Origin of the sequence: Frankia nepalensis, from assembly GCF_016786325.1 — a bacterium.
GTDB lineage: Bacteria > Actinomycetota > Actinomycetes > Frankiales > Frankiaceae > Pseudofrankia > Pseudofrankia nepalensis.
Genome location: NZ_JADWYU010000131.1, coordinates 42,595 through 69,037, shown reverse-complemented (window position 1 = coordinate 69,037; position 26,443 = coordinate 42,595). Strand labels below are relative to the sequence as shown.

Sequence of the window (26,443 nt, the reverse complement as noted above, 5' to 3'; positions counted from 1 at the left end):
CCCCCGCCGAACGCCTCCGTGATCTACTAGCAGCCACATAGACCACCAGGTGTTGCGAGCACCCCTGGAAACCGCCGTCCACGACCTCCCCAGGGCACAAACGGCGATCATGTCCGGCGTCGAGACAGAGACAGGGCGAACCTTCGCGGGGCCGGCACCAGGAGCCGCATCCGGCGGCGTTCGTCCCCGGGACGCGGCGCCGAGGCGTCGGAGAAGCCCGCCGCCGCCGGTCCGCGCGGCGGCGGGCGCGGCCGTCAGGCCAGTCCGGGAGCCGGTGCCGCGAGCGGGGGCCGGCGCTGCGCCGGCGACGGCGCCGGAGACAGCGCCGGGACCGGGACCGGGTCGCGAAGCCAGGCTCGGGTGAGCCGGTAGCCGGCGGCGATCAGGGTCCGGGTGCCGCGGAAGTCGAACGGGTTGACGGTCGCCGTGCTGGGCGTGGGCAGCAGGTACACCGTCCCCCGGGCGACGGACATGTCCGCCCTGGCGGCGTTGCCGAGGATCTGGTTGACCGCGCGCAGCGCCAGCGCGAACGCTCCGCGTGGGACGAGTTCGGGGGTCGCGCCGCCGACGGTCGGGCCGACCGAGGGCAGCACGTAGGTGGTCGTCGCGCCCAGGCTCTCGGCCTGCCGGACCGGCGTGTCGGCACTCACCCCGCCGTCGATCAGCCGCCGGCTCCCGACGGTGACCGGCGGAAAGACCCCCGGGTAGGCGGAGGTCGCCAGCAGGGCCTCGACCGCGTCCCCGGACGAGAGCACGACCGGGCATCCGGTCTCCAGGTCGGTGGTGACGACGTGCGCCGGGATGATCGTCTGCTCCAGGCGGGGCACCACCAGCCCGCTTTCCAGCAGGTGGCGCAGCCCGGTGCTGGAGGTCAGCCCGTCCTGCCGGCCGACCAGGCCACCCACCAGCCCACGCAGGGACAACGGGGCCACGTCCTTGCGGCGCAACGAGGCCCAGATGTCGGCCACCCGTTCGATGCCCACCGCGGTGGGATCGCTGGCGTAGGCGACGGCGTTGAGCGCGCCGGCCGAGGCACCCACGACGAGATCCGGGACGACGCCCGCCTCGGTCAGCGCCCGCAGCATCCCGATCTGGGCCGCGGCGAGGCTCCCCCCGCCCTGGAAGACGAACGCGACCCCGCCTTCGGCGGAGCCCTCGCCGGCGTCCTTCGTGTCCGTGGTGTCGGCGGCCCGCGGGCCGGCCGCGAGGCGAGCACCGGCCCGCGGCGGGACCGAGGGACGCGACGACTGAGAGGGAAGCAGCGGCTCGGTCATCGGACCTCCCGGGCATGTTCAGCGGCCTGAAGGGCCCCGTCGCCTCGCCTGGAGGACACCGCCGCCCAAAGCCGATGTCAGACTATGACAATCTCATTAACAGCGACACCACCGTGCCGTATGCCACATGGCCGACAGGAAGCGATCGGACACGCCTGGCGGCGGGACAGCGGCGGCCCGGCCCGCCCGCTGATCCGCGTACGGATTCGGCGATCTCCGATTCCTGGCTGGCTGGTCGGCGTGCCTGATCGCGAGCTTCGCCGCCGGCGACGCGACGGCGGCCCGCGCGGAGCCCTGGTCAGGAGGGCGGGCTCGCCGCGAGCAGGCACCGGCCGCCGCTGCCACCGTTACGGCGGTCATCGTTACCGCGGCTGCCACGGACCGGATGAAGGTGGTCGCGGTAACGGGTGCGGACCGATTATGGTCACGGTTCATGCAGAATTCGTTTTGCTCGTACTGCGGTACTGGTTATCAGCCCGAGGCGCTGTGGCCACGGGTATGCGACGCCTGTGGCGAAACGACCTGGCGCAATCCGCTTCCGGTCGCGGTGGCGCTGCTGCCCGTCGCCATGCCCGAGGGTGATCGCGGCCTGGTGGTGGTGCGCCGTGACATCGACCCCGGCCGCGGTGAGCTGTCGCTGCCCGGAGGCTTCATGGAGGTCGGCGAGGTCTGGCGGGAGGCCGCCGTCCGGGAGCTGCGCGAGGAGACGGGAATTACCGCGGACGCGGCCGACGTCCGCCTGTTCGACGTCCACAGCGGGACCGACGGCGGGGTGCTGCTGGTGTTCGGCCTCCTTCCGGAGCGTTCCTGGGCCGAGTTGCCGCCGGTGACGGCCACGGAGGAGGCAACGGAGTGGCTGGTGGTCACGGAACCGCGGCGGCTCGTGTTCCCGACCCACACGGACGCGATGGCCTCGTACTTCGCCCAGGTGGCCGGGCGCGCCTCCCTCCCCGCCACCTGACCGGCCGGCGACCCGGGCATCTGACCTGGGCCATTCACTGACGTAGGCGATCCACCGCCGTGGACCAGCGAGCTGGTCCGCGTCCCGGTGGCCCGCGTCCGCCAGGGCGGGCGGCCGGCGATGTGCCGACGCCCGGCCGCCCAGTCGCCCTGCCGGCGGGCTACGGCCAGCGGCCGGTCTCCTGGGTGTCGTCACGCTCGGATGCCGCATCCTTTTACGGCTTTTCTGGACGTTCTGGGCGCGGCCGTCAGTGCTCGACCGGGTGGATCTGGGCGGCGGACCGGACCGGCTGTCCCGGCGCTGACGGCACGGATCTCCGGGGCGGCGGATCGTGTGGTGACCCCGGCGACGGCCCGCCGCCCATGGCCGACGCGGCGCCGCGCCGCCTGGCCCAGCGCGAGAGCGGCACCGGAGCCAAGGCACCGGCGCCAAGGAATCTGAGACGAGGAACTGGCATGCTGGAAATGGATGGTTCCCGACGTCCGCCGCGGGTCCTGGTCTGGGGCGAGAACGTGCACGACCAGGAGGATCACGAAGTACGGCAGGCGTATCCGCTGACCATGCACGAGACGATCGCCGCCGCGTTGCGTCGGCTGCTCGGGGAACGCGCGCTGGTGGAGACCGCGACCCTGCAGGAGCCCGACCACGGGTTGAGCTCGGCCCGCGTCGCCGAGGTCGATGTCCTGCTGTGGTGGGGACACGTCGCGCACGACGTGATCGCGGACGAGGTCGTGGACCGGCTGCAGCGCCGCGTGCAGCAGGGGATGGGCTTGATCGTGCTGCACAGCGGCCACCTGTCGAAGATCTTCCGTCGGCTGATGGGCACGAACTGTCACCTGCGCTGGCGCGAGGGAAACGACAGGGAGATCCTCTGGCCGATCATGCCCGGGCACCCGATTCTGCGGGGGATATCTGGGCCCATCGTCCTTCCCGCCCACGAGATGTACGGGGAGCCTTTCAACGTACCGGCCCCGGATTCCCTTCTGTTCATCAGTAACTTCTCGGGCGGGGAGGTCTTCCGTAGCGGTATGTGCTGGACCCGCGGTCAGGGAAAGGTCTTCTACTTCAGCCCTGGCCACGAGACCCATCCCGTCTACCATCATCCCGAGGTCCAGCTGGTGCTCGCGAACGCGGTCCAGTGGTGCGCTCCCAGCGGTGCTCAGGCAACCCTTGAATCGTCTTTGCGCTCTCCGGAAGGCTGGTTCGAACGGGAAACGACCTGAGGTCCGCCGCCGGCTGGTTCTGAACCGCCCGTCAGGTGGGTGAACGGCTGGGGGCGCGGTTACCGGCGCCCGCTGGGACGTCCGCCGCCGGCGAAGCGGGCGAAGCGGACGGTGCCGCCGCGTCGGATTTCCGAGCCTCGCCGGCGTCCGGCTTCAGATGACCCACAGCCGCGCCGTCGCGTCGCTGCTGCCCGTGGCCAGGAGATTCCCACCCGGCGCGAACGCGACCGCCTTCACCCTGTCGGTATGGCCCGTGAGGGTTCCGCGCGGTCTGGGCGCTGCCGGGTCGGCGACGTCCCACAGGCGCACGGTCGCGTCGGTGCTGCCGGTGGCCAGCGTCCGTCCGTCCGGCGCGAACGCGACCGAGCGCACCGAGGCGGTGTGGCCGGCGAGCGGCTCGCCGATCGGGCAGGGCGCTGCCCGATCGGTCAGGTCCCACAGCCACACCGCCGTGTCGGCGCCGGCGGTGGCCAGCGTGCGTCCGTCCGGCGCGAACGCCACCTGTCGTATCTCGCGGCCGTGGCCGGTCAGGGGATCACCGATCGGCCGGTGCGTGGCCGGGTCGGTGACGTCCCACAGGCGCACGGTCCCGTCGGTGCTGCTGGTGGCCAGGGTCCGACCGTCCGGCGCGAACGCCACCGACCGTACCCAGTCCGCGTGGCCGGTCGACCAGTTCGCGAGCAGGCGGGGCCGGGCAGGACGCGTCACATCCCACAACCGCGCTCTGCGGTCGTCGACGGTGGCCAGGATCCGATCGCCCGGCGCGAACGCCATCGACCACGCCCAAGGGGTGTGGCCGGTGAGGGGCCGGCCGCTGAGGTGGGGCCTGGCCGGGTCGGTGACGTCCCACAGGCGGATCGTGCCGTCGGCGCTGGAGGTCGCCATGACGCGCCCGTCCGGGGCGAACACGACCGACCTCACCCGGTCGGTGTGGCCGGCGACGGGCTGGCCGGCGGGGCGCAGAGCGGGCGGGTCGGTGACTTCCCACATCCGGACCGTCATGTCGACGCCACCGGTCGCCAGGATGTGCCCGCCCGGCGCGAACGCCACCGACCCCACCTCGCCCGTGTGACCCGGGAGGAGGCCGGCGACCGGTCCGCGCCTGGGTACGGACGGCGGGGCCGGGTGACCGGGGAAGGATGGTTCCCGAGCCGGCGAACGTGGACCCGGCGTGGCTGGGAAAGCCGGGGCGGAGGCCGGCTTCATCCGGCCATCCAGCGCGGCGCGGACATGACGCAGCAGATGGAGCCGAGCCGTCTCGGCGGACAGACCGAACAGGTCGATCGAGATCACGGAGCCGAGCAGACCGGGACGGTCGCAGTCCTCGACGCGGACCGGGAGCAGCTTGCGCTCCAGCCCTCGCGGGTCCGCCGCCTGCGCGGCCTGCCATTCCTCCTGCCCATACACGGACGTGAGATAGGTGGTGGACAGCACCGCGATCGTCCGGGATGCCCGGGTGATCCCCTCCTGCATCTTGACCCGCCAGTTCGACCCGGGGACGAAGTCCCACGGCTGGCACAGCACCCGGTAGCCGGCGTCCTCCAGCCACCACGCCACCCACTCCGCCCACGCCTGGTCGGCGCGGGTGGAGGAGACGAAGAAGTCCAGCCGCGCCGCGGCATCGGCGTCCCCCGACATGGCCCATATTTTCCATCCACCGGCCGGGGCTTTACCGGCCACCGGCGGAACGGGAAACCCTCGGAGGAGAAATGCCGCCCCCTGGGTCGGCGGTGCCCTACGGCCTGGCCGCGAGTTGCTGGTCGCCCGCCCGCAGGACGGAGAGCACCCGGTCCACCGTGTCCTGTTTCTCGCCGACCGGCGCCACGTAGTCGATCGCGGCACGGGCCGCGGCCTCGCCGAGCGTTCGGCTGATCACCCAGGCGGCGAGGTACTGCGACGCCAGGCAGCCGCCGGCCGTCGCGATGTTCCCGACCGCGTGGAACGGCCGGTCCAGCACCTCGACGCCGCTGGCCTCGACCCATGGGCGGCTGGTGGCGTCCGTGCAGGCCGGGACCGCCGCCAGCAGGCCGAGGCGCGCCAGCACCAGCGCGCCGGAGCACTGCGAACCGATCAGCTGCCGGGCGGGGTCCAGCGGAAGCGCTCCGAGCAGGCGGTCGTCCTGGACGACGTCCCGCGTCCTGATGCCGCTTCCGACCAGCACGACGTCGGCCTGCGCGGCGAACCCGAGGGGGCGCTGGCCGGTGACCTCGACACCGTTCATCGAGGTGACGACCGGCGTCGGGGTGGTGAGGTAGGCCGTCAGACCGTCGGGACGGCAGCGGTTGATGATCGCGGCGGCGATGAAGCTGTCCAGCTCGTTGAACCCGTCGAACGTCACCACGGCGACCTGCGCGCCCATACCCGTCCCCCTGCCCTGTCCCCGCTGTGGCCGGCACCGGTACTCAGACCGTAACGGACCCCGGCGCCGTCTTTCGAGACGGTGGCGGCGCGCCGGCGGGCGCGGCCTGATCGCCTCCGGCTCGGCGCCAGGCGCCGTCCGTCAGCAGCCGCAGCCCGTTGAGGCCGACCAGCACCGTCGAGCCCTCGTGGCCGGCGACGCCCAGGGGCAGCGGCAACGTGCCCGCCAGGTCCCAGGCCACGAGGCCGGCGATGAACGCCGCCGAGACGGCCAGGTTCTGCGTCACCACGCGCCGGGCGCGCCGCGCGAGGGCGATGACCGTGGGGATCGACGCCAGCTCGTCGCGGACGACCACGGCGTCGGCGCTGCGCAGGGCGAGGTCGGAGCCGACCCCGCCCATCGCGACGCCGAGGTGGGCGGCGGCGAGCGCCGGCGCGTCGTTGACGCCGTCGCCGACGACGAGCACCTTGTGGCCCGACCGCTCGAGGTCCCTGACGACGGTGACCTTGTCGGTGGGCAGCAGGCCGGCGCGGACGTCGACGATGCCGACCCGATCGGCGAGGTGGGCGGCGGTGCGCGGGTTGTCCCCGGTGATCAGGATGGGCGCGGCGCCGGTCAGGCCGGCGAGCGCCTCGACCATGGCGGCGGCGTCCGGGCGCGGCTGGTCGGCGATGCCCAGCACCCCCGCCGCGCGGCCGTCGACGGCGACCAGGACGGCGGTGCGCCCGTCCTCTTCCAGCCGGGCGGCCAGCGCCGTGGCGGCCGGCTCCGGCCGGCCCGCCGGCGGCCGGGCGGGGCTGCCGACCGCGACCGCGCGCCCCCCGACGGTGGCGGTCACCCCGGTGCCGGGGAGGGCGGCGAAGCGCCGCGCCGATGGGACCCGCAGGCCGCGGTCGCGCGCGGCGGCCACGACGGCGCGGGCGAGCGGGTGCTCGCTGGGGTACTCCGCCGCCGCCGCCAGCGTGAGCAGGGCGTCCGGGGTGAGGCCGCTGCCCGGCGACGGCCAGACGTCGGTCACGGTGGGGGAGCCGTCGGTGAGGGTGCCGGTCTTGTCCAGCGCGACCATGTCGACCTCCGCCAGGCGTTCCAGGACGACGGCTGACTTGATCAGGACGCCGTGGCGGCCGGCGTTGGCGATCGTGGACAGCAGCGCGGGCATGGTCGCCAGCACGACCGCGCAGGGCGAAGCGACGATCATGAAGGTCATGGCGCGCAGCAGCGTCGGGCGCAGGTCCGCGCCGAGCAGCAGCGGGAGGGTGAACAGCGCCGCCGTCGCCGCGACCATGCCGACGCTGTAGCGCCGCTCGATCTTCTCGATGAACAGCTGCGTCGGCGCCTTGGTGCCCGACGCCTCCTCGACCATGGCCACGATCCGGGCGATCACCGAGTCCGCCGGGTCCCGCGCGACTCGTACCCGCAGCGCGCCGGTGCCGTTGAGGGTGCCGGCGAACACCTCGTCACCGGTCTCCTTCGCCACCGGCAGCGGCTCGCCGGTGATCGTGGCCTGGTCCACCTCGCTCACGCCGCCCACTACCCGGCCGTCGGCGCCGACGCGCTCCCCGGGGCGTACCAGCAGGAGGTCACCCACCCGCAGCCGCTCGGTGGGGACCGTCTCCTCGGTGCCGTCGTCGGCCAGCCGGCTGGCGGTGGTGGGCGCCAGGTCGAGCAGGCGGCGCACCGAGTCGGCGGTCCGGGCGGTGGCGATCGCCTCCAACGCCCCGGACGTCGCGAAGATCACGATCAGCAGCGCCCCGTCCAGCACCTGTCCGATCGCCGCCGCGCCGAGCGCGGCCAGGACCATGAGCAGGTCGACATCCAGCGTCCTGTCGCGCAGGGCGACCAGGCCGTCGAGGCCTGGTCGCCACCCGCCGGCCACGTAGACGGCCGCGTACAGCGGCCCCCACACCCAGCCCGGTGCCCCGAGCAGGTGGAGCGGCAGCGCCAGCAGGAACAGCGCCACCGCGGCGGTCGCCCAGCGGCCCTCCGCCAGGACGGCCAGCCGCCAGCCTCCGGCGGAGCTCGCGGGCCGCGCGAGATCGGCCGTGGGCGCCGGGCGGGGAGTGGCCAGCGTGGACGACATAGGCGGCGAGCCCTCCGCGGGTGAGGAACGAGGCGAGCACCAACGCTAGCATGTTCACATGAACATTTGTTCATCTATTTGGACGGGCTAGGCTGGCCTGGTGGGTCATGGAGCCGCGCCGCCGACCCGGGGCGCCCCGCGGGCACGCCTCGACGCGGCCACCGCGGCGAAGGTCGCCACCACGCTGCAGGCGTTGGCCACGCCGTCCCGGCTGCTGATCCTCGCGCGGCTACGCGACGGTCCGCTGCCCGCCACGGAGCTCGCGGCCGAGGTCGGCCTGGAGCAGTCCGCCTGCTCCCACCAGCTTCGCCTGCTGCGCAACCTCGGCCTCGTGACCGGCACCCGCCAGGGCCGATCCGTCGTGTACTCCCTGTACGACAGCCACGTCGCCGAGCTCCTCGACCAGGCCCTCTACCACGTCGAACATCTCGGCCTCGACCTGCGCGACGAGCCCAGCCCCGCGGCGGCCGCCGCGGCCTCGGACCAGGAACTCGTCTGATCGTTGACCACGGCCGCGCGGGAGTGACTCGATTTCCGGATCTTCCCGCGCGGTGAGCGGGATTGCGCTCACCGGCGCGCCCTGCGTCAGCTGGCCGCCTGGTAGGTCGCGAGCCCGGAGCGGCGGACGTCGTCCGGCAGCGCGCGCAGCGCGGTGAAGTCGCCCTTGAGGTAGGCGTCGAGGAACGCGGCCACCGCGTGGTCGACGGTCTGGCCCGCCTGGTCGAAGAACATCGTCGAATGGCCGGCGCCGTGCAGGGTGAGGTAGTAGCGCGGCCCGCGCAGGGTCGTGAACATCTCGTCGCTCTTGGCCGGCGGCACGGTCTGGTCCTGGTCGCCGTGCAGGATCAGCAGCGGGATCGGCGGGTTGTCGGCGAAGGTTCCGTTGAACGGCGCGAGCGTCCCCGCCATCGACACCACGGCCTTGACCCGGGAATCCCGGCAGCATGACAGGTAGGCGGCTGCGAGTGTGGTCGCGGCGCCGAGCGAGTGGCCGGTGATCGCCACGCAGCTCGGCTCGAGGTGACCGGCCAGCGGCGCCCCCTTGGCCGTGCTCCAGGCGCCGAGCGAGGTGATGACGAAGCTGACGTCGGCCGGCTGGTTCGGCAGGTCGAGGATCGTCCCGCCGGGGCCACTGGACAGCGGGAAGGTCGGGGTGGCCACGACGTAGCCGTGGCGGACGAGCGGCGCCGCGATCACGTTCGCCGCGACGGTCCCGTCCGCGGTCACTCCGTGGGACAGCACGACCAGCGGGAACTGGCCCGGGGCGGGCTGCGCGCCCGCGACGGGCGGGGCGTCCGGGGCGGCGCCGGCCGCCGGGGTGACCGGGTAGCTCACGACGACCGGGATCGCGCGGTCCGGCCTGCCGGCCAGGCCGCGGTCGGGCACGGCGTCCGTCGGACGGCTGTCGTCGACGAACGTGACCTGGGTCTGGCCGACGCCGTAGCCGCCCCGCGTCGAGGCGGCCGGATCATCCGCCGGCAGGCACCCGTGGGAGGCCGCCGCGGGCGCCGCGGGCGCCGCAGTGGCCGAGGCGGCCACCGTCGGCCGCGCCGGCTCGTCCGAGCACGAGGTGATCAGAACGAGCCCCAGCGCGACGGCGCAGGCCACCGCCGACGCCGGTGAGACCCGCCTCAGTGGCCTGGCCATGCAGATGCCCCCCGCCGGATCCCAGCCCGTCCGCCTTCCGCGCGGCGGTCGAGCCCCGCCGGCGGATCACCGCCGGCGGATCACCGCCCCACGGTAGCGACCGGGCCGGACGCGGGCCAGGAGCGCGCCCGCGAAGCCACCCGACGACGCGCCACGAGGGCGCGGCGCGGCCGTCGCGACGGCGGCGAGCACCCGGCCGCGAAGGTTCCGCCCGTACGCGGAGAACATCTGACCCCACCAAAGTGACAGTGAAGTTGGCCGGCCCCGTCACATGGCCGGACCAGGTATCTGGGGCGTACGGCGCCCGTCAAGGAACCCCGTTCACGGCGGCTCTGGCGCGCTTTCGGTTCTGTCGCGCATTCGCCTCTGGTACAAGTCGGGTGAGACCGTCGCCATTGTGCCGTGGGATCGACGCGCAAATTCCAGAAGGAGACCGAGATGGCCGACCTCCGGACCTTCCAGCTCCCCGACTTCGTCGACGGCGGAGGCTCGAACATCAAGTTGGCCGACGAGTTGATCCAGGCGTGGCGGACCGACGGAATCCTCCAGGTCGCCACCGACCCGACACAGGACCTGAAGACGAAGGACGCGATCGAGTCCAGCAGGCGCTTCTTCGGCATGCCGGCCGAGTTCAAACGCGGATGCGTCAGCGACCTGACCTACAGCGGATACATAGCGTCGGGAGAGGAGCAGACGGCCGGCGAATCGGACTATTCGGAGATCTTCACCGTCTGCCCGGACGTCCCGTTGGACGACCCCCGGGTGCTGGCGCGGCGGCCATGTCACGGCCCGGCTCCCTGGCCGGACGGCGAATACCGCCGCGCGATGCTGGCCTTCATGGCGGAGCTGGGAACCGTCGGCGAGAAGCTGCTGAAGCTGACGGCGCTCGGCCTGGGCGTGGGCATCGACGCGCTGACGGACCTGACGAAGGACGGCTGGCACCACATGCGCGTGCTCCGCTTCCCGGCCCGGTCGGAGCACACGAGCAGGGGCATCGGGGCGCACACCGACTACGGGCTGCTGGTGATCGCCGCGCAGGACGACGTGGGCGGGCTCTACATACGCCCGCCGGTCCACGGCGAGCGCCGGAGCAGGAACTGGCTGCCCGGCCAAAGCATGGCGGGCAGGTACGAGAACGAGGATCCGTGGACGTACGTGAAGCCGGTGCCGAGCGTGTTCACGGTCTTTCCGGGCGACATGCTCCAGCTGATCACCGACGGATTCCTGCTCTCCACTCCGCACAAGGTGATACTCAACACCCGAGAGCGTTTCGCCCTGGCCTACTTCCACGAGCCGAACTTCCAGGCCCGCGTCCGCCCGCTGTCCGGCGGGGGAGACGGCGACCACATCCACTACGGACGACACTTCACCAGCATGTTCATGCGCTCCTACCCCGAACGCATCACCACGCGGCGGATCGTCGAGGAGGACCGGCTGTCGCTCCTGGTCCCATGAACGAGCGCCGAGCCGCGCGGCTTTGGCGCGGCTATGGGGCTCGACCCGATCGTGATTTCCGCCCGCCGGAGGTCGTGGAATCGGCCGGGCCGCGACCGCGGGCCCCGATCACCGGTTACGCCGGCGGTCAGGACCGTGGGCTGACCGGTGGCGGCGGTACTGGGCGAGCCGCTGACACGAGCGCGGCGCCGGCCTGAGGGCCGGCCCCTCCCGGGGCGCCGCCGACGGGGCATTTTGATCCAATCCCGCCGGATCGCGGCGATTCCGTGATGATTTGCTTCGGCTCCTGCGCGCGGCATTCTCCCGTGATTCGGGTGAGTCGGGTGATTCCGCGCCTGCCGGCCTCGCCGGTGCCTCCTGGTCTTCGGTGGTGTGGTTTCCGCCGATGGCGGGCGGGCAGCGATGCCCAGAAGCCCGCGCGCCGGCGGAGACGGCTGGACGTCCGCGGGCGAGGGGGCGGGTGATGACGTGAGTCCTGACGCGGGCCCCGTGCTGGTGACCGGAGCGGCGGGCGGCCTCGGCGGGGTCGGCCGCATGGTGGTCGAACTGCTGGTGGCCCGGTCGGTGCCGGTACGCGCGATGGCGCACCGGGACGACGAGCGGGCGGCCGCGCTGCGAGGGCTGGGTGTGCCGGTCGTCGTCGGTGACCTCACCCGGCCCGACGACGTCGCCCGGGCGCTGGACGGGTGCCGCCGGATGTACTTCGCCATGAGCGTCTCGCCCGACTACCTGGAGGCGGCGGCGACCGTCGCCACGGTCGCCCGCGCCACCGGTGGCCTGGAGCGGCTGGTGGCGATGTCACAGCTCACGGTGTCCCAGATGAACCCGCTGCGCACGCGGGAGTCCCACCAGCAGCGGCTGCACTGGCTGTCCGAACAGGTGCTCGACTGGTCCGGCCTGCCGGTGGCCCACGTCCGCCCGACGGCCTTCTGCGAGAACCCGCTCTTCCTGTCCCTCGCGGCGCACTCCATCCGCCGGGACGGGACCCTGAGCCTCCCCTTCGGCGCCGGCCGCACCTCACCGGTGGCGGCCCGGGACGTCGCCCGGGTCGTCGCGGCGCTCCTCGCCGACCCGGAGGCGCACCGGGAGCACGTCTACGAGCTCACCGGCCCTCGAGCGCAGGACATGAGCGCGGTGGCCGAGGAGTACTCGCGCGCGCTGGGCCGGACCGTGTCCTACGTGGACGTCGCCCCCGACTGGTGGTCCCGCGAGATCCTGCCCGCCGCCGGGCTCCCGCCGTTCGCCCAGCAGCACCTGCTCACCCTCGCGCGGATGCACCGCGAGAACAGGTTCGACCGGCTGACCCGGACGGTCGAGCAGGTCACCGGCCTGCCCGCGCAGACGATCGAGGCGTTCGTGGCCGAACACCGGGCCGCCTTCACCCCGGTCGCCGGTCGCCGGCCGGTCGGCGCCACCCCCGGCCCCGGCCGGTGACACCTCCGCGAACGTTTCCCTGCCGCCCGCCCCCGCGAAACCGAGGCCAGTCGGACGCAGCGCGTCGCCCGCGACGCGGAACGTCTGACTGATCTTTCGGCTGTCGTTCTGGTACGGGCGAATGTCGCTGAACGCGGCACCATCCAAGAGCGCGCGACTGCTCGGCGCCGGCGGCCGGCGCGTCGGCTCACCGGCGGCCGGCGGCGGCCAGCGCGGGCGCCTCCCGGAGCGCGGGCCGGCCGTCGGGGCGCAGTGCCAGCGCGCCGCCGGCCGGAATGCCCAGGGCCTCGGCGGTGCGTCGGTCGAGGCGGTGCGTCTCGACGGGCACCTGGGGCGTGAGCGTGCCGCCCAGGGCCAGCGCGAGTGCCGATCGGTCCGTCGCCGGGCCGTCAGGGCCGGTGAGCACGGTCAGGCCCGGGCCGAGGAGGTCGAGGGTGGAGACCCGCCCGGTGGCGCGCCCGCCGATGGCGCCGTGGCCGTCCTCGGTGCCCGCGCGGTCGACCCAGGCATGCGCCACCCGGCCGCCGAGGTCGAACTCCAGTTCCTCGGCCGGGTCGCGGTAGGAGCCGTCGAACTGCGCGGACAGTGTCGCGTTACGGCGGCCGACCGGCGCGCGCTCGGCCTCGTAGCTGTCGAGCAGTTCGGGGGACGCCCACCCGAGCGTCACCCAGGCGAGTTTCCAGCCGAGGTCGTGGCCGTCGTGGACGGCGGTGTTCAGGCCGGTGCCGCCGCGCGGGGTCATGCGGTGCGCCGCGTCGCCGGCGAGGAAGACGGCGCCGTCGCGGTAGCGGCGGGCGATCCTGGCGTCGAAGCGGAACGTCCCGGTGCGCAGGATGGTCGGGCGCAGGCCGGGCAGGCCGATCGCCGTCGCGATCCGGTCGGCCAGGTCCTCGTCGGTGGGCGCGGGCGTGTCAGGGTCGTGGTCCTGCCCGAACAGCCAGCGGCCGTCACCGGCCGGGAGCAGGACGCCGCTCGCCTCGGGGTTGGTGATGGTGTAGATGAGGTGGCGGCGTTCGCCGAGGAGATCCAACAGGGACCCCTCGGGAAGCGGCGCCTTGAACAGGGTGGCGCGCGCGCCCAGCCAGGGGGAACCGAGAACACCACGAGCGCCGACGCCGCCGCCGACCTCCTCCGTCTCGATCCCGAGCATGCCCCGAAGCGGGCTGTGGGCGCCGTCGGCGGCGACGACGTAGGCCGGTTGGACCGTGCTGGTCGCGCCGGTACCGGTGTCGCGCAGGCGCGCCTCGACAGTCCCGTCGGCCTGGCGCAGCGTCACCAACTCGGTGTCGAACCGGACCTCGACATGCGTGAACCCGGCCAGGTGGTCGAGCAGGACGGCCTCCAGCGTGTCCTGCGGGGCACAGGCCGGCGCGGTCGGGCTCAGTCGGGAGACCACGTCGGGATGGGGCCAGACGGTGTCGAGCTCGTTCCCGTGCGGCGAGACGAGGCTCGGGCCGATCCAGGCCTGCCACCGGACGTCGACGCCGCCGGCGCGGACGGGCTCCTCCAGGCCCCAGGACCGGATCAGCTCCATGGTCCGGGTACTGATCCCGGTGGCCCGGGGCAGCGGGGAGGGCTCCGACCGGCGCTCGACCACCAGGGTGGGCACGCCGTAGCGGGCCAGGGTGATGGCGGCGGCGAGGCCGGCCGGGCCGGCGCCGACGACGAGAACGGTCATGATGCCCTCATTTCGCGAGACAGCTTGTCTTTCAATGGGCATGCTGTCTTCGGTCGGTCAGGCTGTCCATCGAATGTAAGATTGGCGTCATGACGAGCCGGCGGTACGAGCAGCGGCTGCGCGCGCAGAGCGCGGAGCAGACCAGGCGGCGCATCCTCGACGCGATGTACGACCAGCTCCCGAAGATCCCCAGCGTGGACGCGGTGGCCCGGCAGGCCGGCGTCGCCCGCTCGACCGTCTACCTGGTCTTCGGCTCGCGGGCGGGGCTGTTCGACGCCCTGCTGCGCGACGTCAGCGAGCGGGGCGGGTTCGCCGACCTCGTCCGGGCCGTGCGGGACCCGGACCCGCTCACCCACCTGCGGGGCGCCATCCTCGCCAATACCCGGATCTACGGCCGGCAACGCGACGTCCTGGTCGCCCTGCGCGCGGAGGCGGCCGCGCTCGAGGGCGCGCTGGAGCGGACCGAGCAGGGCCGTCTGGGCGGGCTGGAGCACCTCGCCAGCCGGCTCGCCGAGCACGACCTGCTGGCGGTGCCGAAGGACGTCGCCGTCGACGTGCTGTGGATGCTCACCGGCTTCGAGGCGTTCGAGGCCCTGCGCACCGGCCGCGGCCTGTCGGTCGACGCCGCCGCCGCCCGCCTGCTCGCCACGGCCGAGCGCACCCTGCTGCGCGTCCCGTCGCCCGAAGGCGCGCGGAACGAGCAGTCATCGCGTGACGTTTCAGCCTGAGATCCCGGCGTGCCGCGGGATGCTCCGCCGATGCCGGTATCCCGCCGTGCGTCGCCGCGTCGCCGGGGAGTGGCACGCGGTGGCCGGCGCGAGATAATTTCTACAAAATCGGTAGGGATCTCGGAGTTGCTGGTGTCGGGCTGGTGTCCGGCCGCGCCACGGTGGCGACCCGCCTGGAGGAGGTCCGAGTGGAGGAAGCAGGCGACCCGGCCGACCGTTCGGCACTGTCGCCCACCCCGGCGCCAGCCGACGGTTTTCACCGGCGGCTGCACCGGATCAGGCCGGCCGGGCTGTCCGCGCGCACGGCACAGACGGACGGCATGCGCCGGGTCGAGGCCATCTCCGGCGACACGGTCGGCTCCGTCGACCTGTGGATGGGGCAGACGCACGTCGCGGCCGCGACGAGGTCGGCCAACCACCACCACGGACGCTCCGAGACGGGTATCTACGTCGTCACGGGCAACCCGAGCTTCGTCTTCCTGGACGGCGAGGACGAGACGCGGATCGACACCGGACCCGGCGACTACATCTACGTGCCGCCGTGGGTGCCGCACCGGGAGGAGAACCCCGACCCCGACGAGGAGGCGGTCGTGGTGATCGCGCGCACCACGCAGGAGGCGATCGTCGTGAACCTGCCAGACCTGCGCTGGGTCGGCCCGGTCGCCACCGGACCGGTCGATCCCGACTGGGGGGACCGGCGCGCCGACTAAGGCCCTTCCCGTGGAACGTGCTCGGCCGCCTGGTGCGCCACCCAGTGCACGCTCCACGCTAGGACGGCGCCTGTGATCGCCATGACTGAGACGCGGTCACATGATCGAGGTCGCGTGGACAGTGCCACTATCCCTACCTAAACCACCGGTGTGGTTAGCTATGTCCCGCCGACGCCGTCCGGCCCGCCCGTGGGCGCCGCGCGCAGTGCCGGCCGACTGGACCACGCTGTCTCAGCCGGCCGGCGGGCGGGCCGAGGCCGGCGGGAGTCAGGCCGGCCGAGCAACGGCTCGGTCGGCCCAGCTCCCGCTGGTGGTGGATCCGCTGGTTCAGGATGCCAGCCAGACGTCGACCAGTGAGGGACCTCGGGCGTCGACGTCGAGCGCGAAGCGCCGCACGTTCTTGCCGACCGCGACGAGTCAGGGCCCAGACCGGCCCCACCGCGTTCGGCAGCACATGCTGGAAGAGGACCCGCGGCCAGCGGGCGCCGCCGGAGTGCGCCGCCTCGACGAAGAGGCGCTCGCGGACCCGCGGCACCTCGGCCCGCATCACCCGGGCGGTGCTCGCGATCGCCGCGACGCCGATCGCGATGGCGACGTTGACGGTGTCGCCCTTGCCCAGCACGGTGATCAGGGCCAACGCGAGCAGCTGCCCGGGGATCGAGAGCAGCACACCGGAAAGCGCCCCGTGGCCGGACCCGGAGCGAGCCGGGCCGGTCTACTCGCGGACGCCGGCCAGCTCGGCGGGGCGGCGGCGCAGCAGCAGCGCCGCCGGGAGCACGCTCGCCAGCACGGCCGTGACCAGGCAGGCCAGGACGATCGCGGCCAGCGGCGCCCAGGGCACGGCGAGCGGCACCGACGGCGCGACGTCGGCCAGGCCGTGGCGGGCCCCGAGCGCGGTGACCGCCGTGACGGCCACGGCCAGCAGCACCCCGACGCAGGTCACCAGCACCGCCTCGACGCCGACCACCGCCAGCACCTGCCGGCGGGTGGCGCCGGCGAGCCGGAGCGTCGCGAACTCCCGGGCGCGGTCCCGGGTCGCCATCACGAGGGTGTTGGCGATCGCGATGCCGGTGTAGACGAGCGACAGGCCGAGCATCGCGACCGACGCCTGCCGGCCCACCCGCGCCTCCTGCTCGCCCGCGGCCGACAGGTAGCTCCCGGTGTCGGCCACCGTCGCGGCCTGGGCGGCGGCCGCCGCGCGCACCTGCTCCAGCGACGCGCCCGGGGCCAGCCGCAGGTAGACGACGTCGGCCACCGGGACGGCGTGGCCCGCGCGCAGCCGCCACGGCAGCAGGACGGTCTCCGCCAGGTCGAGCTGCCGCCCGAGCACGGCCACCACCCGCAACCGCGCCGGCGTCGAGTCGCCGAGCCACAGCTCGGCCGTCTCGCCGAGCTCCCAGCGCCCCGCCGGAACGGCGACCGTGTCGGTGCCGGCGAGGTCGGCCAGCGATCCGGCGACCAGCGGGACGTCGAGCACGGTGGTGAGGTCCGCGCCCGACGCGTAGCGGCCGGTCCAGCCCTCCGGCTCGTCGCCGTCCCGGACGTAGACCCGGCTCTCGGTGACGGGAACGGCGGCGCTCACCCCGCCGACCGCGCGCAGCGCGGCGACGGCGGCGTCCGGCAGCCCTCGTCCGGTGACGGGGACGGCGAGCGCCTCGGCCGTGATCCGCTCCCGGGCCGCGTTCTGCGTCGCGGCCTGCAGCGTGCCGAGCCCGGTCAGGGTCGAGCCGGCGATGCCGACGGTCACCAGGATCGGCGCCGCGGTCGCCGCGGTGCGCAGCACGGCCGCCCGGGCGCCGTGGCCGGCGAGCAGGCCCACCGCCCCCGAGGAGCCCGAGAGCGGGGCGCACAGCAGCGACACCAGCGGCGGAACCACGAGCGGGGCGAACATCGCGCAGGCGACGATCAGGAACAGCGCCGTGATCATGATGAGCGCGACGGCGTCCGCGCTCGGGTTCGCCATCAGCACCGCGACCAGCGGCACGCAGCAGCCGAGCGCGACCAGGCCGGCCACCGCCCGCGCCGTCGTCATCGGCCGTCGGTCCACCGCCGCCTCGCGCAGCGCCTCGACCGGGCGGACCCGCCCCGCCCGCCGCGCCGCCACCCAGGCACCGAGCAGCGCCACGCCGAGCCCGGTCCCGAACGCGGCGGCCACCGGCCAGAAGACGAACCGGGCGGTGAAGTCGCTGGGCACGAACCCGGTCCTGGCCAAGCGCGCGGCGAAGTCCGGCGCGATCGCCGCTCCCAGGGCTCCGCCGGCCAGCGAGGCGAGCACCCCGACGAGGAGGGCCTCGCCGAGCACGATCCGGAATACCTGGCGGGGCGTGGCGCCGGCGGCGCGCAGCAGGCCGAACTCACGACGCCGGGCCGTCACGGCGTAGGCGAACGTCCCGGACACCACGAAGATGGACACGAAGCCGGCCAGGCCGGTGGTGGCGGCGAGCAGCGCGACCGCCTCCGTCCGCCGCTCGGCGTCGGGATCGGGCTCGGCGCGGCGCCGGTCGTTCCCGGTGAGCACCTGGACGGAGCCGTCCTCGAGCGCGGCGTCGCCGACGGCGGCGCGGGCCGCGCCGGCCAGCGAGGCGACGGACCGCGCGGCGCCGGCACCCGGCTCCGCGTCCGGCCCCACACTCGGCTCCGCGCTCGGCCCCGCGCCTGGCAGGGTCAGCGCGACCGCCGCGACGCGGCCGTCGGCGAGGTCCCGCGCGACGGCGTCGGTGATGTAGAGCGCCGCCGGGGCGTCGGTGCGCAGCACGCCGCTGACCACGAAGCGTTCCACGCCGCGCCCGCTGACGACGGTGACCTCGGTTCCCGGCCGGTGGTCGGTCGGCGCGGTGAGCACGACGTCGGCGGGGTCGCGGGGCGGCCCGCCCGCGACCCACTCGTAGGGGTGCAGCGCGGCGGCGGACCACGGGTGGGCGGTGTCGCCGGGCGCGCCGGGCGACACCGCGTACGCCGCGAAGTCCACCACCAGGGCGGCGTCCAGGCCGGCGAGCCGCTCGGGCAGGCCACCCGGCAGCCCGCGCGTGCCGGCCGTGCGCAGCGAGGCCGTCTCCCGGTCGTCGCCAGAGCCGGTGGTGACGCTGACCGTGCCGCCACCCGCCACCACCACGTCGGCGTCGACGTACCAGGTCGGGCGGCCCTCGCCGCCCCCGACGCTGCTCACGAGGGTCAGCGCCATCGCGGCCAGCAGCGCCACCCCGAGCGCCAGCGCGACGAACGTGCCCACCAGGCTGCCCTTGCGGGCGCGGACGGTGTGCCAGACGATCCGGATCATGGCCGCTCACCCGCCGGCCGGGCTAGCCGCCCGCTCGGCGGGCCGGTCTTCCTGGCCCGCGCGACTGCCGCCGTCGGCGCCCCCGCTGGCTCGGCGGCCCCGGCCGGCTCGGCCGTGGGCTCGAGGCCGGCCAGCCGGGCGGCGACCGTCTGCGGGGTCGGGTCCCGCAGCTCACCCGCGAGCCGGCCGTCGGCCAGGAACACCACCCGGTCGGCGTAGGAGGCGGCGATCGGGTCGTGGGTCACCATCACGATGGTCTGCCGGTCCCCGTCGACCAGCCCGCGCAGCAACGTCAGCACCTCGCGGCCGGTCGCCGAGTCCAGCGCGCCGGTCGGCTCGTCGGCGAACAGCACCGCCGGACGGGTCACCAACGCCCGCGCGATCGCGACCCGCTGCTGCTGGCCGCCCGACAGCTCCGCCGGCCGGCGCCGGCCCCGGTCGGCCAGGCCCACCGCCGCCAGCACCTCCCGGACCTCGCGGCGGCGCGGCCGCCGGCCGGCCAGCCGCAGGGGCAGCGCCACGTTCAGCTCGGCGGTCAGCGACGGCACCAGGTTGAACGCCTGGAAGACGAATCCGACCCGGTCCCGGCGCAGCACCGTCAGCGCGTGCTCGCTCAGCCGGCCCAGGTCCTCGCCGTCGAGGAGGACCTCGCCCGCCGTCGGCCGGTCCAGGCCGGCCGCGCACTGCAGCAGCGTGGACTTGCCCGAGCCCGACGGGCCCATCACCGCGGTGAAGGTGCCGCGCACGAAGGCGAGCGTGACGTCGTCGAGCGCCGTCACCGCGGCGGTCCGCCGGCCGTAGACCTTGCTGACGCCACGCAGCGCCACCGCCGCCGTCATGCCGACACCCCCCGCCGGGCCAGGAACCACTGGGCGACGAGCAGGTTCGGCATCCAGCACAGGAACGGCACGACGTGGTACGCCCGGTCGAACGCGACGTCGGCGTCGGTGCCCGCGAGCCCCGTCTGGGCGGCGATCAGCACCCCGAGCCACAGCCGCAGGGTCACCGCGGCGTAGGTCAGGGCGAAGGCCCGGATCGCCCAGCGCCGGTGGGCGGGGACGTCCCGGCGGCGGATGGCCCGCCACGCCGCGACGGCGAAGCTCACCCACAGCAGCGCCAGCAGGCCGAAGCCGGCGACGCCGACCGGGCCCGCCAGGTTCACCGACGACAGCACGGCTCCCGCGACCCCGGCGACCAGGATGGCGCCGAGCGTGATCCGTCCGGCCGTCCGGTGCAGCCGGGGCGCCCGGGCCCGCACTCGGGCGGAGAGCTGGATCGGCGAGAACAGCAGGGCCAGCCCGCCGAACACGACGTGCAGGTAGAACGCGACCTGGATCGGCGTCGACCGGTCGACGTAGTTCAGCGCCAGGTCGCTGTCCTGCTGGGCCAGGGCCGTCAGGGACGTTGTCAGGTACGGGAGCGGGGCGAACAGCGCGATGGCCACCGCGCTGAGCGCGAACCACCAGGCGGCGGCCGCGCGGCCCAGGCCGTGGCCGCGGCCCCGGCCGGTGGGAGAGGCCAGGGTGGCCATCGGATGCCTCCGGGGCAGAGTGCGGGGTGGGCGCTGAGCAGGCATGGAGCAGCTCAGGGCGGTGCTGGGGGAGCGGGATGGGCGGGCTGCGGCGGTCTTCCACGCTGGGTGGTCATCGCCTCGATCAGGGTCGCGGGGCGGGGCGGCGGGGGTCGACACCCTGGCGGGTCGTCTCGCCGCACGTCCGGTCACCCTCGGCGTCACCCGCGCGGGTGACGCCGATTGCCCGGCCTGGGGATGGCGTCACGGCGGCGAAGCCGGTCACCATGTGCTGTGTCCTCGGCCACGGTCGCCTCCGACGTCCTGCCCGTCCCGCCGGCCCCGCCGCCCCGGGAGGCCACCGCCTCCCCCGGAGCCGGGTCAGGTCATCCGCTGTGGCGCGCGCGCCCGTACCGGGCCGACGTCTGGCTGGCGGCCGGGCTGGCGGTCGTGATGATCACGGTGACTCTGGTCTCGTCCGGCCGGGCGCCTTACCACTCGCCGGACGCGGTCATGGTGGCGCTGGCCGCGGTGTCCGCGCTGGCGCTGGCCTGGCGGCAGGCCGCGCCGCTCGCGGCGACGGCGGTGACGTCGGTGATCGTCGCGGTCAACGCGGCGGCCGGCTACAGCGTCGTGGCCGTGCAGTGGCCGGCGTGGCTGGCCCTGTTCAGCTGTTTCTCGGTGGGTGGCCGTGGCCTGCGGGTCGCCGGCACCGCGCTGTGCGTCCTGGCCGTCGGCGGCTACGCCCTGTTCGACCGTGGCGAGCTCACGGTCGAGGACCTCGCCGGGATCACCATGTCGTTTCTCATCGCGACGGTCGGCGGTGACGCCGCGCGCAGCCGCCGCGCGGTCGCCGCGGCGCAGCACGCCCGGGTCCGCGGCGAGGCGCGGGAGCAGGCGCTGGCCGCCGAGCGCCTGCTGCACGAGGAACGGGGCCGGCTGGCGGGTGAGCTGCACGACGCGCTGGGCCACACCGTGAACGTGATGGTGCTACAGGCGGGCGTCGCCCGGCGGCTGTTCGCGGAGAACCCGGCCTTCGCGCGCCAAGCCCTCGCCGACATCGAGAACGTGGGCAGGGAGGCACTGGGCGAGCTGGACCGGATGCTGCGGGTGCTGCATCCGCGGGCAGACGAGCCGCTGGGTGCCGAGAACTTCGAGATCGGTCCGGACGCCGGTGACGGGGACACGGGCGACACCCGTGACCGGACCGGCGTCCGCGGCCTGGCGGAACTCGCCGACCGGATCCGGGCCACCGGCCGGGAGGTGGATCTCGACGCGGAGCCCGTGGACCTGTCGACGGGTAGCGAGCGGGCGCTGTACCGGATCGTCCGGGAGGCGCTGACCAACGCCGCGAGGCACACCCACACCGGGCGGATCCAGGTTCGGGTCGGCCGGGTCGCCGACCAGATCCGGGTCGAGGTGTTCAACGAGGGCGCCGGGCTCGCGTCCCCGGTGCCGGGCCGGGGACTGATCGGCATGCGGGAGCGGGCCCGGCTCGAGGGCGGGTCGTTCGAGGCGGGACCTGTCGAAGGCGGCTTCCGGGTGCTGGCCACCCTCCCGACGCACCCGGCCACCGGCTCGTGATCAGCGTTTTGCTGGCCGACGACGACGGCCTCGTGCGCAGTGGGCTGCGGGCGTTGCTGGACGCGGAACCGGGCATCCGGGTCGTCGCCGAGGCGGCCACCGGGGAGGAGGCGGTGCTGGCGGCGCGCGGTTACCGGCCCGACGTCGTGCTCATGGACGTGCGGATGCCCCGCCGGGACGGGGTCTGGGCGACGGCTCAGATCACCGGCTGGCCGCATCCCCGGCCGCGGGTCCTGGTGCTGACCACCTTCGACGTCGACAAGGTGGTCGAGGACGCGCTGGCGGCCGGGGCCGACGGCTTCCTGCTCAAGCGGGCCACCCCCGAGCAGCTGATCGACGGCATCCGGGTGGTCGCCGCGGGCGACGCGCTCGTCGCCCCGGCGGTGACCCGCCGGCTGCTGGCCACCCTCGCCCGCCGGCGCGCGCCGGAGCGCGAGCTGCTGGCGCTGGCCGACGAGCTGACCGACCGGGAGGCGGAGGTGCTGCGGGCGCTGGCCGACGGCCGGTCGAACACGGAGATCGCGGCGGCGCTGAACGTGTCGGTTGAGACGGTCCGCACCCACGTCAAGCGGATCCTCAGCAAGCTCGGCGTCCGGGACCGCACCCAGGCCGTCGTGTGGGCCTACCGCGCCGGCTTCGTCGACATGACGGCCCCCGGCCCCTGACCCGCGCGCCAGACGGCGCCATTCATCGGCTGGGCGCCCAGGCCGCCCCCGCGTCGGCTGCCCGCGGGCTGGCGGGCCGCGATGCGTCTCCTGACCGTCCGGTCCCGCCAACTCCGTAACCACCAATGTCCGCCTGCTCCACATGATCGCCGATAGTGCCCCGGCGGGGTCGTGAACAGGCCCTGTTCACGACCCCGCCGGGGCAGAAACGGTGATCATGTCCGAGCTCGGCGGACGTGCATCGCGGCTGCTGGGACGCGTCGCGCGGTGCCAGGGCCGGTCACGACGTGCGGCGGCGGTCAGGCGGTCGGCTGGTCGGTGGCGAGCAGCCGGGCGAGGATGTCGCCGGCGCGCCGGATCCCGGCGTCGTCGACGTCGAGGTGGGTGACGATCCGCAGCGTCGTCGGGCTGACCGCGCCGACGAGGACGCCCTGCTCGGCGGCGCGGGCGACGAAGGCGCCCGAGTCGGCGACCCGCACCAGGATCATGTTCGTCTCGACCAGCTTCGGCTCGAGGCTGCCGGGCGCGGCGTCGGCGAGCGTCGCGGCGAGCTCACTGGCGCGGCGGTGGTCCTCGGCGAGGCGGTCGAGGTGGTTCCGCAGCGCGTACAGACCGGCGGCGGCGAGCACCCCGGCCTGGCGCATCCCGCCTCCGAGCCGCTTGCGCCACTCGTGGGCGCGCTCGACGCGCGCCGCGTCCCCGACGACGAGCGAGCCGACCGGCGCGCCGAGCCCCTTGGACAGGCAGACCGACAGCGTGCCGAAGAGCTCGCCGAGGCGCCGTGGGGGGACGCCGAGCGCGACGGCGGCGTTCCAGATCCGGGCGCCGTCGCAGTGCAGCACCACCCCCGCGTCGTCGGTGATCGCGCGCAGCCGCTCCAGCCGCTCGACGGGCCAGACCCGGCCGCCGGCGCGCGCCTGGGTGTTCTCCACCGCGAGCGCGCTGGTCCTGATCATGTTGTAGTTGTGGCCGATCGAGTGGGCCCGGATCTGCGCCGCGACCTCGGCGAGGTCGAGCGGGCCGGCGAGCCCGGTGAGGGTGCGGGTCTGCACGCCCCCGAGCGCGGCGAGGCCGCCGAGCTCGTAGGTCACGATGTGCGCCTCGGTGTCGGCGACGATCTCGGTGCCGGCCGGGGCGCTGGCCCGTAGCGCGCAGAAGTTGCCCATCGTGCCGCTGGGCACGAACAGTGCCGCCTCGTGCCCGAGCAGGTCCGCCGCGTGCTCCTCCAGGGCGCGCACGGACGGGTCCTCGCCGTAGACGTCGTCGCCGACCTCGGCGTCCGCCATCGCCCGGCGCATCCCGGCGCTCGGGCGGGTCACGGTGTCGCTGCGCAGGTCGACGGGGCCGCCGGGCGCGGCGGGCGCGGGGGCGGGCGCGGCAGCGGCGGCGGGGGCGGCTGAGGTGGTGTGGGGATGCATGGCTTGCGACGGTAACGCCTGTGAGCTGCCCCTTCGCGCGGGGCTGCCCGGCCGGACAGCCCCGCCGAAGAGCGTTACGCGCCGCCACGTCGGCGTGATACGCCCGAAATCTGACGCCTCTAGCGTTCGGATCCAAGTTCGGATCCGAAGTGCCTGGAGGTGCTCTCGTGCGGGTTCCGTCGTTCTCTCTGCCAGAGGTCGTCGCGGATGTCCGGGCTGGCCGGGCGCCCGCGGGCGGGGAGTTCGACCGGGTCTGCCGGGAGGTCGGCGCCTTCGTGCTGACCGGGCTGCCGCTGCCCGCCGGCCTCGTGGACGACGTGCTCGCGCGGACCCGGGAGTTCTTCGCGCTGCCGTTCGCGGCGAAGGCGGCCCGGGTGAGCGCGGACGACCAGTACGTCGGCTGGCGCGGCACCGACGGCAACCGCAACGAGTACGGCTACGCCGACGAGAAGGAGATGTTCCACATCGGCCCGCGGGTCGCCGCCACCCTGCTGGGCCTCGGCGAGCACGCCGCGTCCCACCCGGCCGAGCCAGCGCCGCGCCAGGGATCCGGGCTGCTCGCCGCGGCCGTCGAGGGCTGCGGGCTGTGGCCGGCCGAGCTGCCCGGGTTCGTCGACGCCTGGCACCGCTACTACGCCGCCATGCAGGAGTCCGCGGCCCTGCTGGGAACGGTGATGGCGGCGGCGCTCGGCGTGGCGCAGGCCCGGTGGTCGGACATGGTGGCCGGCAACTGGGCCGACCTCGCCGCCAACTACTACCCGCCGCCGCGGCCGTCGGCGCCGCCAGCGATCCGCAACGCGGTGCACTCCGACCTGACCCTGTTCACCGTCCTGCTCCAGGACCCGCCGGGCAACGGCGGCCTGGTGATGCGGGACCGCTCGGGCGGCTGGCATGACGTCGAGCCGGCCGCCGGCGAGTTCGTCGTCAACGTCGGCGAGCTGCTCACCTATCTGACCCAGGGCGCCTGGTGGGCGGTGCCGCACGAGGTCCGGCCGGCCGACTCGACGGCCACCGGTGACCGGCTCACCATCCCGTTCTTCTACCGGCCGAGCGACCACCGTGAGCTCGTCCCGTTCCACGAGCATGGCGCCGCGCGCGGCGCCGGGCCCGCGCCCGCCGGCACGCCGCTGACCGACGGCTTCCTCGCCGACACGGTCCTGGCCGACGCGCTGCGCGACGCCCGCCCGCTGGACGTGGGCGCCTGGGTCCGCCGCCGCAAGCTCCAGCAGCGCGTCACCACCTGACGCCCCTCCGTCCCCCGCCCTCCGCCGTGCCGCGGAGGTGTTCACGGCCTCTGCCCGCGGCCGTCCAGCCCCGCGTTCCCCGTCCTTCGCCGCCCCCGCTTCCTTCGGTGTGCTTCCGAGAGGGAAAACCATGTCTGCGCTCAACTCCACCGCCAGCCGCCGTGCCGTGCTGCGCGGCCTGTTCGGCGGCGGCGCCCTGCTCGCCGCCGGCCCGCTGCTCGCCGCCTGCGGCTCGGACGACGACGACAGCTCGTCCACGACCGCCGCCGGCCTGACGACCGTCACCTGCCAGCTCGGCTGGAAGAAGTTCACCCAGTTCGGCGGCCACTTCGCCGCGCTGAAGAACGGCTACTTCACCGCCGAGGGCATCGACGCGAAGTTCGTCTCCGGCGGCCCGAACATCGACCCGGTCTCGGTCGTGACCAGCGGCCAGGCCGACATCGGCGACGCGAACGGCTCCGACATCCTGCTGTCGGTCAGCAAGAACATCCCGGTGATGGCGTTCGCCACCATCTACCAGTCGACCCCGAACGCGCTGATGTCCCTCGAGGACAACCCGGTGAACTCGCTCGCCGCCATGGCGGGCAAGACGGTCGGGCTGCCGAACACCGAACGGCCGCTGCTGTCGGCGATGCTCAGCCAGGCGGGCGTCGACCCGTCCACCGTGAACATGGTCCCGGTCGGCACCGACCCGAGCATCCTGAGCTCCAAGCAGGTCGACGGCTACATCGGCTACGGCACCCAGCAGGGCCTGTCGCTGCGGCAGTCCGGCGTGCCGGTCACCATCACCTACTTCTCCGAACTCGGCAACCCCGACTACGGCAACGCCCTGTTCGCGACGAAGGAGACCATCGAGGGCAAGAAGGACCTGCTCACCCGGTGGCTGCGGGCGGACCGCAAGGGCTGGGACTACTTCGTGAAGAACCCCGAGGAGATCGCCCAGTACACCTGGGACCAGTACCACAACGAGACGGGCGCGGTGCTCGCCGACGAGAAGGAGTCGGCGAAGGCCGCCGTGCCGCTGATCACCGGGCCGGACACCGAGAAGCACGGCCTGATGTGGGTCGACGAGGCCGCCTTCGAGAAGGTCTACGACCTGTACAAGGCCGCCGGCCTCATCGACAAGCCGGTCGACTACGCCTCCGTTCTGACGACCGACATCCTGGTCGGCGCCGGGGCGACGGCGTAGCCGACGG

General features: G+C 74.3%; 21 protein-coding genes and 1 pseudogene. 11 read left to right on the top strand and 11 right to left on the bottom strand.

Going from position 1 to position 26,443, the window contains the following annotated elements; genetic code table 11:
• Positions 1 to 254 precede the first annotated feature (254 nt).
• The gene (locus I6A81_RS17875; RefSeq protein WP_203010239.1) at positions 255 to 1,274 is read right to left on the bottom strand and encodes a patatin-like phospholipase family protein; all 1,020 of its coding nucleotides are present in this window, start codon (positions 1,272 to 1,274) and stop codon (positions 255 to 257) included.
• A 433-nt stretch (positions 1,275 to 1,707) separates the two neighbouring features.
• On the opposite strand from I6A81_RS17875, the gene I6A81_RS17870 reads away from it, so the two are divergent.
• Together I6A81_RS17870 and I6A81_RS17865 are read left to right on the top strand one after the other, a co-directional pair.
• Complete coding sequence (locus I6A81_RS17870) at positions 1,708 to 2,235, top strand: NUDIX domain-containing protein (protein ID WP_203005377.1); 528 nt, start codon at positions 1,708 to 1,710, stop codon at positions 2,233 to 2,235.
• 455 nt (positions 2,236 to 2,690) lie between these two features.
• Entirely contained in the window at positions 2,691 to 3,458 is a 768-nt protein-coding gene (locus I6A81_RS17865; RefSeq protein ID WP_203005378.1) for a ThuA domain-containing protein, read from the top strand.
• Between the two features lie 153 nt (positions 3,459 to 3,611).
• Here I6A81_RS17865 and I6A81_RS17860 read toward each other — a convergent pair whose 3' ends face one another.
• From I6A81_RS17860 to I6A81_RS17850, 3 genes are all read right to left on the bottom strand, one after another.
• Entirely contained in the window at positions 3,612 to 5,096 is a 1,485-nt protein-coding gene (locus I6A81_RS17860; protein ID WP_203005379.1) for a toll/interleukin-1 receptor domain-containing protein, read from the bottom strand.
• 97 nt (positions 5,097 to 5,193) lie between these two features.
• Positions 5,194 to 5,817, bottom strand: coding sequence for a DJ-1/PfpI family protein (locus tag I6A81_RS17855; RefSeq protein WP_203005380.1), 624 nt, complete (start codon positions 5,815 to 5,817; stop codon positions 5,194 to 5,196).
• Between the two features lie 43 nt (positions 5,818 to 5,860).
• Positions 5,861 to 7,897 carry a heavy metal translocating P-type ATPase gene (locus I6A81_RS17850; protein ID WP_203005381.1) on the bottom strand — a complete coding sequence of 679 codons (2,037 nt, stop codon included), beginning with the start codon at positions 7,895 to 7,897 and terminating at the stop codon, positions 5,861 to 5,863.
• A gap of 100 nt (positions 7,898 to 7,997) precedes the next feature.
• On the opposite strand from I6A81_RS17850, the gene I6A81_RS17845 reads away from it, so the two are divergent.
• Positions 7,998 to 8,396, top strand: coding sequence for an ArsR/SmtB family transcription factor (locus I6A81_RS17845; protein WP_203005382.1), 399 nt, complete (start codon positions 7,998 to 8,000; stop codon positions 8,394 to 8,396).
• Between the two features lie 86 nt (positions 8,397 to 8,482).
• Here the strand turns inward: I6A81_RS17845 and I6A81_RS17840 are convergent, their stop codons facing one another.
• Positions 8,483 to 9,544 carry an alpha/beta hydrolase family protein gene (locus I6A81_RS17840; protein ID WP_203005383.1) on the bottom strand — a complete coding sequence of 354 codons (1,062 nt, stop codon included), beginning with the start codon at positions 9,542 to 9,544 and terminating at the stop codon, positions 8,483 to 8,485.
• Positions 9,545 to 9,982: 438 nt separating this feature from the next.
• Between I6A81_RS17840 and I6A81_RS17835 the strand changes: the two genes are divergently transcribed.
• Both I6A81_RS17835 and I6A81_RS17830 read left to right on the top strand, forming a co-directional pair.
• Complete coding sequence (locus tag I6A81_RS17835; protein WP_203005384.1) at positions 9,983 to 10,999, top strand: 2-oxoglutarate and iron-dependent oxygenase domain-containing protein; 1,017 nt, start codon at positions 9,983 to 9,985, stop codon at positions 10,997 to 10,999.
• A gap of 468 nt (positions 11,000 to 11,467) precedes the next feature.
• Positions 11,468 to 12,433, top strand: coding sequence for an NAD(P)H-binding protein (locus I6A81_RS17830; protein ID WP_307874730.1), 966 nt, complete (start codon positions 11,468 to 11,470; stop codon positions 12,431 to 12,433).
• A 187-nt stretch (positions 12,434 to 12,620) separates the two neighbouring features.
• On the opposite strand, the gene I6A81_RS17825 is transcribed toward I6A81_RS17830, so the two are convergent.
• Complete coding sequence (locus tag I6A81_RS17825) at positions 12,621 to 14,111, bottom strand: FAD-dependent monooxygenase (protein ID WP_203005386.1); 1,491 nt, start codon at positions 14,109 to 14,111, stop codon at positions 12,621 to 12,623.
• A gap of 89 nt (positions 14,112 to 14,200) precedes the next feature.
• Here I6A81_RS17825 and I6A81_RS17820 point away from each other — a divergent pair, with 89 nt between their 5' ends.
• Positions 14,201 to 14,839 carry a TetR/AcrR family transcriptional regulator gene (locus I6A81_RS17820; RefSeq protein WP_203005387.1) on the top strand — a complete coding sequence of 213 codons (639 nt, stop codon included), beginning with the start codon at positions 14,201 to 14,203 and terminating at the stop codon, positions 14,837 to 14,839.
• 188 nt (positions 14,840 to 15,027) lie between these two features.
• Positions 15,028 to 15,549 carry a cupin domain-containing protein gene (locus I6A81_RS17815; RefSeq protein WP_307874729.1) on the top strand — a complete coding sequence of 174 codons (522 nt, stop codon included), beginning with the start codon at positions 15,028 to 15,030 and terminating at the stop codon, positions 15,547 to 15,549.
• A 415-nt stretch (positions 15,550 to 15,964) separates the two neighbouring features.
• Here I6A81_RS17815 and I6A81_RS17810 read toward each other — a convergent pair.
• The 4 genes and pseudogenes from I6A81_RS17810 to I6A81_RS17795 all read right to left on the bottom strand — a co-directional run.
• A pseudogene (locus I6A81_RS17810) lies at positions 15,965 to 16,219 on the bottom strand (ABC transporter permease subunit); the annotation flags it as partial.
• A 45-nt stretch (positions 16,220 to 16,264) separates the two neighbouring features.
• Positions 16,265 to 18,826: an FtsX-like permease family protein gene (locus I6A81_RS17805; RefSeq protein ID WP_203005388.1), complete on the bottom strand. Its 2,562-nt coding sequence runs from the start codon at positions 18,824 to 18,826 to the stop codon at positions 16,265 to 16,267.
• Positions 18,823 to 19,665, bottom strand: a complete 843-nt coding sequence (locus I6A81_RS17800) for an ABC transporter ATP-binding protein (protein WP_203005389.1) — start codon at positions 19,663 to 19,665, stop codon at positions 18,823 to 18,825. The genes I6A81_RS17805 and I6A81_RS17800 overlap by 4 nt, the downstream gene beginning before the upstream one ends.
• On the bottom strand, positions 19,662 to 20,357 hold the full coding sequence (locus I6A81_RS17795) for a DUF2306 domain-containing protein (RefSeq protein WP_203010238.1): 696 nt from the start codon (positions 20,355 to 20,357) through the stop codon (positions 19,662 to 19,664). The genes I6A81_RS17800 and I6A81_RS17795 overlap by 4 nt, the downstream gene beginning before the upstream one ends.
• Before the next feature lie 273 nt (positions 20,358 to 20,630).
• Here I6A81_RS17795 and I6A81_RS17790 point away from each other — a divergent pair, with 273 nt between their 5' ends.
• Both I6A81_RS17790 and I6A81_RS17785 read left to right on the top strand, forming a co-directional pair.
• On the top strand, positions 20,631 to 21,920 hold the full coding sequence (locus tag I6A81_RS17790) for a sensor histidine kinase (protein WP_307874728.1): 1,290 nt from the start codon (positions 20,631 to 20,633) through the stop codon (positions 21,918 to 21,920).
• Positions 21,917 to 22,585: a response regulator gene (locus I6A81_RS17785; protein ID WP_203005392.1), complete on the top strand. Its 669-nt coding sequence runs from the start codon at positions 21,917 to 21,919 to the stop codon at positions 22,583 to 22,585. The genes I6A81_RS17790 and I6A81_RS17785 overlap by 4 nt, the downstream gene beginning before the upstream one ends.
• A gap of 299 nt (positions 22,586 to 22,884) precedes the next feature.
• Here I6A81_RS17785 and I6A81_RS17780 read toward each other — a convergent pair whose 3' ends face one another.
• Positions 22,885 to 24,003 carry a threonine aldolase family protein gene (locus I6A81_RS17780; RefSeq protein ID WP_203007684.1) on the bottom strand — a complete coding sequence of 373 codons (1,119 nt, stop codon included), beginning with the start codon at positions 24,001 to 24,003 and terminating at the stop codon, positions 22,885 to 22,887.
• A gap of 167 nt (positions 24,004 to 24,170) precedes the next feature.
• Here I6A81_RS17780 and I6A81_RS17775 point away from each other — a divergent pair, with 167 nt between their 5' ends.
• On the top strand, positions 24,171 to 25,247 hold the full coding sequence (locus I6A81_RS17775) for a 2OG-Fe(II) oxygenase family protein (RefSeq protein WP_203007685.1): 1,077 nt from the start codon (positions 24,171 to 24,173) through the stop codon (positions 25,245 to 25,247).
• A gap of 130 nt (positions 25,248 to 25,377) precedes the next feature.
• Positions 25,378 to 26,436 (top strand): ABC transporter substrate-binding protein, encoded by a 1,059-nt coding sequence (locus I6A81_RS17770; RefSeq protein ID WP_203007686.1) that lies wholly within the window; start codon positions 25,378 to 25,380, stop codon positions 26,434 to 26,436.
• Positions 26,437 to 26,443: the final 7 nt, after the last annotated feature.

Coding starts and splice junctions, on each gene's coding strand:
- I6A81_RS17875 (WP_203010239.1), bottom strand. CDS start 1,274: ATGACCGAGCCGCTGCTTCCCTCTCAGTCGTCGCGTCCCTCGGTCCCG.
- I6A81_RS17870 (WP_203005377.1), top strand. CDS start 1,708: ATGCAGAATTCGTTTTGCTCGTACTGCGGTACTGGTTATCAGCCCGAG.
- I6A81_RS17865 (WP_203005378.1), top strand. CDS start 2,691: ATGCTGGAAATGGATGGTTCCCGACGTCCGCCGCGGGTCCTGGTCTGG.
- I6A81_RS17860 (WP_203005379.1), bottom strand. CDS start 5,096: ATGTCGGGGGACGCCGATGCCGCGGCGCGGCTGGACTTCTTCGTCTCC.
- I6A81_RS17855 (WP_203005380.1), bottom strand. CDS start 5,817: ATGGGCGCGCAGGTCGCCGTGGTGACGTTCGACGGGTTCAACGAGCTG.
- I6A81_RS17850 (WP_203005381.1), bottom strand. CDS start 7,897: ATGTCGTCCACGCTGGCCACTCCCCGCCCGGCGCCCACGGCCGATCTC.
- I6A81_RS17840 (WP_203005383.1), bottom strand. CDS start 9,544: ATGGCCAGGCCACTGAGGCGGGTCTCACCGGCGTCGGCGGTGGCCTGC.
- I6A81_RS17835 (WP_203005384.1), top strand. CDS start 9,983: ATGGCCGACCTCCGGACCTTCCAGCTCCCCGACTTCGTCGACGGCGGA.
- I6A81_RS17825 (WP_203005386.1), bottom strand. CDS start 14,111: ATGACCGTTCTCGTCGTCGGCGCCGGCCCGGCCGGCCTCGCCGCCGCC.
- I6A81_RS17820 (WP_203005387.1), top strand. CDS start 14,201: ATGACGAGCCGGCGGTACGAGCAGCGGCTGCGCGCGCAGAGCGCGGAG.
- I6A81_RS17805 (WP_203005388.1), bottom strand. CDS start 18,826: ATGATCCGGATCGTCTGGCACACCGTCCGCGCCCGCAAGGGCAGCCTG.
- I6A81_RS17800 (WP_203005389.1), bottom strand. CDS start 19,665: ATGACGGCGGCGGTGGCGCTGCGTGGCGTCAGCAAGGTCTACGGCCGG.
- I6A81_RS17795 (WP_203010238.1), bottom strand. CDS start 20,357: ATGGCCACCCTGGCCTCTCCCACCGGCCGGGGCCGCGGCCACGGCCTG.
- I6A81_RS17780 (WP_203007684.1), bottom strand. CDS start 24,003: ATGCATCCCCACACCACCTCAGCCGCCCCCGCCGCCGCTGCCGCGCCC.
- I6A81_RS17770 (WP_203007686.1), top strand. CDS start 25,378: ATGTCTGCGCTCAACTCCACCGCCAGCCGCCGTGCCGTGCTGCGCGGC.